Source organism: uncultured Aquincola sp. (assembly GCF_964001545.1).
Classification (GTDB): Bacteria; Pseudomonadota; Gammaproteobacteria; order Burkholderiales; family Burkholderiaceae_C; genus Aquincola.
Genome location: NZ_CAXFDV010000268.1, coordinates 1 through 7,001, shown reverse-complemented (window position 1 = coordinate 7,001; position 7,001 = coordinate 1). Strand labels below are relative to the sequence as shown.

The following is a 7,001-nucleotide window of genomic DNA, read 5'->3' as shown; positions in this document are numbered from 1 at the left end:
TCGCTGCGGTGGTGCCAGTAGCCGATGAGCAGGAAGGAGAACAGGCTGGTGAGTTCCCAGAACAGCACCAGCTGCACCAGGTTGCCCGACAGCACCACGCCCATCATCGAGCCCATGAAGCCGAGCAGGAACGAGAAAAAGCGCGGCACCGGATCGGCCGGGTTCATGTAGTAGCGGGCGTACAGCACCACCAGCGTGCCCACGCCCATCACCAGCATCGTGAACATCCACGCAAAGCCGTCCATGCGCAGCACGATGTCCACGCCCAGGCTGGGTATCCAGGCGATCTGGTGCCGCACCACGCCGCCCGCCGCCACCTGCGGGTAGAGCCAGGCCACCTGGGCCAGACCGATCAAAGCGACGATGCCCGCGAGCGTCGACTCGGTGTTGCGGGCATTGCTGGGAAGCAGCGCGGCAAGGGCGCTGCCGAGGAAGGGGAGGAAGACGAGAAGGGTCAGCGCATCAGGCATTGGCCAGCTCATTCTAGGGGGCGGCCTTTGCCGGACGAGACCCGTAGGCACCGGCCTACAGCATCAGCCGGCCGAGGCTGCGTGCGCAGCGCCAGGGCCCGGCCGATCATTTGCTGCAGACGTGCTTGAGGAGCAACGAGATGAACCATCACCTGCCAGACCAGGACGCGGACGAAGGGTTCCAGCGCTGGTACGTGGGCGGTGCACCGGCGGCCGACGACGTGGACCTGCCGGCGCTGATGGCCGCGCAGGCCGACGACCGCCCGCTGATGCCGATGCCTCCGGCGCCTGCCCCCGCCCCGCAGCGCATGGAAGGCTGGGTGGCCGCCGTCGGCAGCATCGCTGCACTGGGCATGCTGTGGGGCTTTTACGGCGTGGTGGACGACGCCGTGGCGCGCGCCGCGCACCGCCAGCTGCAACCCACCGAGACCACCACCGACGTGGCACGCGCCGGGCAGCTGCCGGCCACGCCGGCCGATGGCTCCCGCCAGGACGCCGACCGCATGCATGCCGTCTACGAGCTGCCGGCCGCGGGTGCCACGCTGCATGACACGCGCTGGCCCTGAGGCTGCGGCACCGCGCCCCGGCGCAGCGCACCGATTTCCACCGCCACGGCGGCGCCCATCAAGAAGATCTGGCTCGACCAGTACACCCACACCAGCAGCGCCGCGAACGAGCCTGCGGCGCCCAGCGCCGATTGCGTGGCCGTCGTCGCCACGTACAGGCTGATGGCATAACGCCCCAGCATGAAGAGCCCAGCCGCCACCGCGGCGCCGATCAGCGCATCGCGCTTGGGCAGGCGGGTGACGGGCAGCCAGCGGATCATCGCCGCGAACAGCAGCGTGATCACCGCCCAGGACCACAGGCCTTCCACCACCGCCAGCAAGGGGGCCAGCAGGGGCCAGCGGGTCGACACCCACTTCAGCGCCACCAGCGCCGCGGTTTGCACCAGCAGCGCCACCGACAGCAGGAAGCCGCAGCCCAGCACCATGCCGGCGGCCAGCAGGCGCACCCGCAGCAGCCGCCACCAGGCCGCGCCGCTGGGCTTTTCGCCCAGCATCGACTGCAGCGCGGCGCGCATTTCCACGAACACCGCGGTGGCGCCGATCAAGGTGGTGCCCAGGGCCAGCCAGGAACCCCAGGCGGTGTTTTCGGACGACAGCCGGCCCGAGGCCTGTTCCAGCAGCTGCTGCAGCACCTGCGTTTCGCGCGGGCCGATGAGCCGCGACATCGTCTGCAGCAGTGAGGCCTGGGCGTTCTGGTCGCCCAGCAACCACACCATCACGCTGGTGACCACCACCAGCATCGGCGCGATGGAGAAGGCGGCATAAAAGGCCACCGCGCCGCCGTGGCTCGGGCCCTTGGCGTCGCTGAAGCGTTCGGCGGCGGCCAGGCCGACGCGAACGGGCAGCCAGTCGGTGATGCGTTGGATGAGGCGCTTGATCAATTCCATGCAGTGAGTGTCATCCCTTGAGCAGATGGGCCAGGCGCACGCCACGGCGGGTGTGGCCGGCCACCGTCTTGAGCAGCGCGATGAGCACCGGCCCCAGGAACAGGCCCCACACGCCCCACAAGGCGCCCCAGAACACGATGCCGATGAACACCGCCGCCGGGTTCATCTTGGCCGCCCGGCCTTGCAGCCAGGCCGTCACCAGCATGCCGATGATGGTGGACAGCGCCACCACGAAGGCGGCCATGCCGATCATCGCCGTCCAGGTGCCATGGGCCAGGAAGGCTTCGGCCCCGGCCAGCGCGGTCATCAGCGCCATGCCGATGTAGGGCACCATGTGCAGCACCCCGGCCGTCAGGCCCCAGCCGCCCGCATCGGGCAGGCCGGCCGCCAGAAAGGCCACCCACACCGCCACGCCGGTGAGGATGTTGGTGATCATCAGCACCACGATGTAGCGCCGCACCTGCTGGGCGCATTCCACCATCGCGATCTCCACCCGCCGCCGCACCACGGGGTGGTCGCCCCACAGGTCGACCAGCCGCAGCCGCATGCGGCGCCCGCCCGACAGCACGAAGAAGGCGGTGAAGAAGATGATGAGCAGGTCGGCCACGAACTCGAGCACCACGCCCGATCCGCTGACCGCGGTTTCCTGCAGCGCCGCCGCCGCCCGGTCGGACAAGGCGGGCGCCGACGCGCTGGCTTCGGGCACGCTGGCCGCGGCAGCGGCCGCAGGCCGTGTGCGGGTGGGCCGCGGTGCCGCTTCGGGGGCGGGCGGCGAAGCACCCATTGCCCGGTTGGCCGCACGGTCCAGGTCGCGCAGCGCGCGGCGGGCGCGGCTGAACAAGGTGTCCTGCGCCGGCTCCATCTCGGCCACGCGCTGGGCGGCCAGCGAGATCATCTCGGGCACCCGTTCGCCCATGCGCACCAGCTGCCCGCCAAAGGCGCCCACCGCCACGCCCAGCACCGCCAGGCACAGCGTCAGGGCCACCGCGGCGGCCACCGCCTGCTGGCGCAGCAGCCGCGCCAGCACGCCCACCGCCGGCATCAGCAGCATGGCCAGCAGCAGCCCGGTGACCACCGGGATCATGAAGCGCTGGCCCCACCACAGCGCGGCCACCACGGCCACCGACGCCAGCACCACCGTGGCCACGCTCGAGCGTGCGCGCGGTCGGTAGGCCTGCGGTGCGGGCGTGGCACGGTCCTGCGCCGGCAGCGCGGGCCACGGCGGGTCGGCGGACTTCATCTTGGGGGGCATGGCACCTCGAACAAAAGCCCGATGTCCGGCAGGAGCATCGGGCCCGGGCGGGCTGCGATCAGGCAGGCCCGCGGTGGATGACGTCTCGGCTTACGGGCGGACGACGATCGAGTTGCGCACGCCCTTCACATGCTTGACGCCGGCGGCGATGCTTTCGGCGGCGGCCTTCTCGGTCGCGCTCTTGGCGAAGCCCGACAGCTGCACGGTGCCGTTCAGCGTCTCGACGCTGATGGCGGCGGCGTCCACCGTCTTGTTCTCCACGAACTTGGCCTTCACCGCGGTGGTGATGGCGGCGTCGTCCACGTAGGCGCCGGCGGTCTGCTGGTCGCGGATGACGGCACAGCCGCCCATGGTGGTCAGGGCAACGGCGGTGATGGCGGCGGCAAGGGTGGTACGAACATTCAGCATGGAGGTTCTCCTTCTCTTCAACGGGTCTGGTGTGGTGGTTGTGGTGGGGTGGATCAGCCTGCCAGGGTCACTGGTCCAGCAGGTCGGCCAGCTCGTCGGCGTGCTCTTCTTCATCGCGCAGCACGTCTTCGAGCAGCCTGCGGGTGGTCGGGTCCTTGTCGCCGATGAGGTCGATCATCTGGCGGTAGGTTTCGACCGCAACGCGTTCGGCGACGAGGTTGGCGCGGACCATCGCCTTGAGGTCCTTGCTCTCGTCATAGTCGGCGTGGCTGCGCTGCAGCAGCGTGGCCGGCGAAAAGTCGGGCTCGCCACCCAGTTGCACGATGCGCTCGGCCAGCTTTTCGCTGTGGGCGGTTTCTTCGTTGGCGTGCACCAGGAATTCATCGGCAATCGCCGGCGAGTTCATGCCCTTGGCGGTGAAGTGATGGCGCTTGTAGCGCAGCACGCACACCAGCTCGGTGGCCAGCGCGTCGTTGAGCAGCTTGACGATCTGGTCGCGCCAGGGTCCGTAGCTGGGCGTCACCGCGCCTTCGTCCAGGCTGCGCTTGGCGGCCTCGATGGCTTCTTCGTTGAGCTTGAGCTGCGGAGCAGCGGACGGATCGCGGTCTTTGTTCATGGGTCTTGCCTTGTGGGTGGGACGGGTGCGGGGTGGGGGATCAAAGGCGCTTCTTGACAGCGCCGATGCCCATCAGGCCCAGCGCCAGCACCACGACGAAGAGCACGAGGAACACGAAGAACAGGATCTTGGCAATGCCTGCTGCGCCAGCAGCCACGCCCGTGAAGCCGAGCAGGCCTGCCACTAAAGAAATCACCGCAAAGATAATGGCCCACTTCAACATCGCGCTGTCCTTGGGTTGCCAGGGCCGGTGGTGCAAGCGCACCGTTGGCCGATGAAGCAACTCTAGGTGGCGGCCTGTCCGCATCGAATCGGAGGCCGGGCTTTTGCGATGTAGGACGGAACCCCGTGTCTGGTTACGTTTGAATCAGACAGCGAGCGCGCGAGCTTGGGGGCAAAAAAAAGCGCGCCGAAGCGCGCCTGGAAAGTCCGTCGCCATGTGACCGAAGTGCTGAGGGAGGAGGGAGAGATGCACTTCGAACGACGGACGTTGGGGTCGGGGTCGTCAGGGCGGCGGTGTCGCCTCGCTCGGCGCCTCCCGCCGCCCGCCTGCAAACTTCATCAGGGTGCCGATGACGGTGTCGATCGGCACCGCCGCAATCACGCGCGAGATCACCTGCGAGGCCAGGCCGGCGAACAGGGCCGACTTGATCACCAGGCGCCAGGGCCGCATGCGCATGAGCACCGCGCCGGCCAGCACCGCAGCACCCACCATGGCCACCGGATGACGGCGCACCAGCGGGCCGGCCGCATCACGCAAGGCCGAGCCGGCGATCACGCCGAAGGCATGCACCGGGTGGCTCTTCCACCAGTTGCTCACCGCATCCATCACGGCCGCAGCCATCGGGTGTTCGTGCAGCTTGGCCATCAGCAGATCGATGCCGGGCAGCGATGACGCATCGCCCACCGTGGCCTTGCGGCGCCGCCGGCCCCCGTCGGCTTCCACCAGGAAGCCGCGGATGCGGGCCCGCGACAGCGCCAGGCGTTCGGCCGGCGACATCAGGGCGCGTTCGGCCGCGGCCATGGCCGCCAGCTGCTCGTCCAGCGCGGCGGTGTCGTCCGGGCTCGGGGGGGTGTTCAGGCCGGTCGTCATGGCGCACTCACTTCACGCAGCATGGCGGCATCGGCGGCCAGCTGCTCGCGCAGGCTGGCAAAGCCGCCCCCCTTGGCCTGGCCGGAGAGTGCAGACAGGCAGCCGATGGCCACCACCGCCGGCACCGCGGGCACCACCCACAGCAGCCAGGGCGCCCGCATCGAGGCATCCGGCGTCACGGCCCACAGCATCAAGGCCGTGCCCAGCATCAGCAGCGCCACCAGCGCCGACACGCCGCCCACCGCGCCCAGCATCAGGCTGCGCTTCCAACGCGCGCTGGCCGCCTGCACTTCCTGGGCGATGAGGTCGGCATAGCCTTCGGCATGCTCGGCCAGCAGCTGCGGCCGCGATGCGATCAGGCGGAACAAGGCATGGAACATGAGGGGGAGGTCAAGGCCGGGAGAAGGGGCCTGGCGCCAGGGCCAGGCGGCTCAACGACGACGGGCACTGCAGTCATGCTGCAGTGCCCGTGAAGGGGCGCTGACGATCAGTCGTCGCGCGAAGAGCGGCTCAGCAGCGACACCAGCGCCATCAGCGCGGCGCCGGTGGCGGCAGCGATGAGCATCGACTTGACCGGCTCGTCTTTGATGTAGCCGACGGTGTTGTCGGACACGCGCACCGCACGCTCACGGATCTGGGCGCTGCGCTCACGCACGGTGTCCAGGCCGCGGCGGGCCAGGGTCTCGGCTTCGCTGGCCAGCCGGTTGATCGCCGGCACGGCGGTGTCGCGCAGCTCGTGGATCTTGTCCGACAGCTGGTCCAGCGACTCGTTGGCCATGCGTTGGGTCGAACGGATGGCGCTGTCGGCAGACTTGGCTGCCTGATCGGCGACGTCGTTCGCGCTCTTGCTGGCCTGGGCTGCAGACGTGGAGGAGACCATGGTGGATCCTTTCTTTCAGTTCTGTGGGAAGTGGAGTCGACCGCCAACCGCACGCGGTGCAGCATTAGGTTAACGGCTGACCGGGGAGCGTCAACCCTTTCGGATCGCACCCATGATGAAGCTGGCCACGGCCAGGATCACGAACACGAAGAACAGGATCTTCGCGATGCCCGCGGCACCGGCCGCAATGCCACCAAAGCCGAACAGCGCTGCGACCAGCGCAATGACGAAGAAGACAACGGCATAGTGCAACATCAGGTTCTCCTAAAGGGGCATCGCCCTCCTGTGATTGATGGACAAAGCTTAGAACCGGCCCTTGGCCCTGCCCATGAGAGGGTGGGCCGCCAGGGTGTCGGTGGAGCCGGTGGCCGGCTGTAGGACGCGGCCCACAGGCCTCACCGGCCGCGCATCAGCTGCCAGGCTTGGGGCAGCGTGCGTGCTTCGGGCAGCCAGTGGCCGATCAACAGGCCTGCCATCACCGTGCACACCAGCACCACGGCCATCGGTCCTGCGGTGCGTCGCACCACATGGGCCAGCCAGCCTTCGCGCCGGGCTCGCAGGGCCAGGGCTCCGCCCAAGGAGGCGAAGGCGATCTCCACCGCCACGCCCAGCAGGATGTCAATCCCGAAGAGGCCGAACACGGCGAAGCCCAGGGCCGCGGCCAGCAGGAGGGCGATGGCGGCCACCAGCGCCAGCGGCACGGCGACCAGCGCGCCTTCGTCGAGCGCGGCGGCGCCTTCCACCAGGTGGGCCATGCCACGCCCGCTCGCGGGGGCGTGCGGCGGCGCCAGGTCGGCCAGCTCGAAGGGGATGTCGGCCGGCCCGGGAC

General features: G+C 69.3%; 10 protein-coding genes and 2 pseudogenes. 1 reads left to right on the top strand and 11 read right to left on the bottom strand.

Going from position 1 to position 7,001, the window contains the following annotated elements; genetic code table 11:
• Window positions 1–470 (bottom strand): annotated as a pseudogene (locus ABNT58_RS09355) (monovalent cation/H+ antiporter subunit A); the annotation flags it as partial.
• Window positions 471–610: 140 nt separating this feature from the next.
• Between ABNT58_RS09355 and ABNT58_RS09350 the strand changes: the two are divergent.
• Complete coding sequence (locus ABNT58_RS09350; protein WP_348753216.1) at window positions 611–1,036, top strand: hypothetical protein; 426 nt, start codon at window positions 611–613, stop codon at window positions 1,034–1,036.
• Here ABNT58_RS09350 and ABNT58_RS09345 read toward each other — a convergent pair.
• From ABNT58_RS09345 to ABNT58_RS09300, 10 genes and pseudogenes are all read right to left on the bottom strand, one after another.
• Window positions 985–1,923 (bottom strand): YihY/virulence factor BrkB family protein, encoded by a 939-nt coding sequence (locus ABNT58_RS09345; RefSeq protein ID WP_348753215.1) that lies wholly within the window; start codon window positions 1,921–1,923, stop codon window positions 985–987. The genes ABNT58_RS09350 and ABNT58_RS09345 overlap by 52 nt on opposite strands.
• A 10-nt stretch (window positions 1,924–1,933) precedes the next feature.
• Window positions 1,934–3,163, bottom strand: a complete 1,230-nt coding sequence (locus ABNT58_RS09340) for an AI-2E family transporter (RefSeq protein ID WP_348753214.1) — start codon at window positions 3,161–3,163, stop codon at window positions 1,934–1,936.
• A gap of 102 nt (window positions 3,164–3,265) precedes the next feature.
• Window positions 3,266–3,526 carry a BON domain-containing protein gene (locus tag ABNT58_RS09335; protein ID WP_348753217.1) on the bottom strand — a complete coding sequence of 87 codons (261 nt, stop codon included), beginning with the start codon at window positions 3,524–3,526 and terminating at the stop codon, window positions 3,266–3,268.
• A 124-nt stretch (window positions 3,527–3,650) separates the two neighbouring features.
• Window positions 3,651–4,199, bottom strand: coding sequence for a ferritin-like domain-containing protein (locus ABNT58_RS09330; RefSeq protein ID WP_348753213.1), 549 nt, complete (start codon window positions 4,197–4,199; stop codon window positions 3,651–3,653).
• Between the two features lie 40 nt (window positions 4,200–4,239).
• Window positions 4,240–4,422: a DUF1328 family protein gene (locus ABNT58_RS09325; protein WP_348753212.1), complete on the bottom strand. Its 183-nt coding sequence runs from the start codon at window positions 4,420–4,422 to the stop codon at window positions 4,240–4,242.
• Between the two features lie 282 nt (window positions 4,423–4,704).
• Entirely contained in the window at window positions 4,705–5,292 is a 588-nt protein-coding gene (locus tag ABNT58_RS09320; RefSeq protein WP_348753211.1) for a hypothetical protein, read from the bottom strand.
• Window positions 5,289–5,672, bottom strand: coding sequence for a hypothetical protein (locus ABNT58_RS09315; protein ID WP_348753210.1), 384 nt, complete (start codon window positions 5,670–5,672; stop codon window positions 5,289–5,291). Before ABNT58_RS09315 ends, ABNT58_RS09320 begins: the two co-directional genes overlap by 4 nt.
• A gap of 107 nt (window positions 5,673–5,779) precedes the next feature.
• On the bottom strand, window positions 5,780–6,172 hold the full coding sequence (locus ABNT58_RS09310) for a hypothetical protein (protein ID WP_348753209.1): 393 nt from the start codon (window positions 6,170–6,172) through the stop codon (window positions 5,780–5,782).
• A gap of 90 nt (window positions 6,173–6,262) precedes the next feature.
• The gene (locus ABNT58_RS09305) at window positions 6,263–6,427 is read right to left on the bottom strand and encodes a DUF1328 domain-containing protein (RefSeq protein WP_046115482.1); all 165 of its coding nucleotides are present in this window, start codon (window positions 6,425–6,427) and stop codon (window positions 6,263–6,265) included.
• Between the two features lie 140 nt (window positions 6,428–6,567).
• A pseudogene (locus ABNT58_RS09300) lies at window positions 6,568–7,001 on the bottom strand (hypothetical protein); the annotation flags it as partial.

Excerpts from the sequence above, each read along its gene's own strand:
- ABNT58_RS09340 (WP_348753214.1), bottom strand. The coding sequence starts at position 3,163 with ATGAAGTCCGCCGACCCGCCGTGGCCCGCGCTGCCGGCGCAGGACCGT.
- ABNT58_RS09330 (WP_348753213.1), bottom strand. The coding sequence starts at position 4,199 with ATGAACAAAGACCGCGATCCGTCCGCTGCTCCGCAGCTCAAGCTCAAC.
- ABNT58_RS09315 (WP_348753210.1), bottom strand. The coding sequence starts at position 5,672 with ATGTTCCATGCCTTGTTCCGCCTGATCGCATCGCGGCCGCAGCTGCTG.
- ABNT58_RS09320 (WP_348753211.1), bottom strand. The coding sequence starts at position 5,292 with ATGACGACCGGCCTGAACACCCCCCCGAGCCCGGACGACACCGCCGCG.
- ABNT58_RS09345 (WP_348753215.1), bottom strand. The coding sequence starts at position 1,923 with ATGGAATTGATCAAGCGCCTCATCCAACGCATCACCGACTGGCTGCCC.
- ABNT58_RS09305 (WP_046115482.1), bottom strand. The coding sequence starts at position 6,427 with ATGTTGCACTATGCCGTTGTCTTCTTCGTCATTGCGCTGGTCGCAGCG.
- ABNT58_RS09350 (WP_348753216.1), top strand. The coding sequence starts at position 611 with ATGAACCATCACCTGCCAGACCAGGACGCGGACGAAGGGTTCCAGCGC.
- ABNT58_RS09335 (WP_348753217.1), bottom strand. The coding sequence starts at position 3,526 with ATGGGCGGCTGTGCCGTCATCCGCGACCAGCAGACCGCCGGCGCCTAC.
- ABNT58_RS09310 (WP_348753209.1), bottom strand. The coding sequence starts at position 6,172 with ATGGTCTCCTCCACGTCTGCAGCCCAGGCCAGCAAGAGCGCGAACGAC.
- ABNT58_RS09325 (WP_348753212.1), bottom strand. The coding sequence starts at position 4,422 with ATGTTGAAGTGGGCCATTATCTTTGCGGTGATTTCTTTAGTGGCAGGC.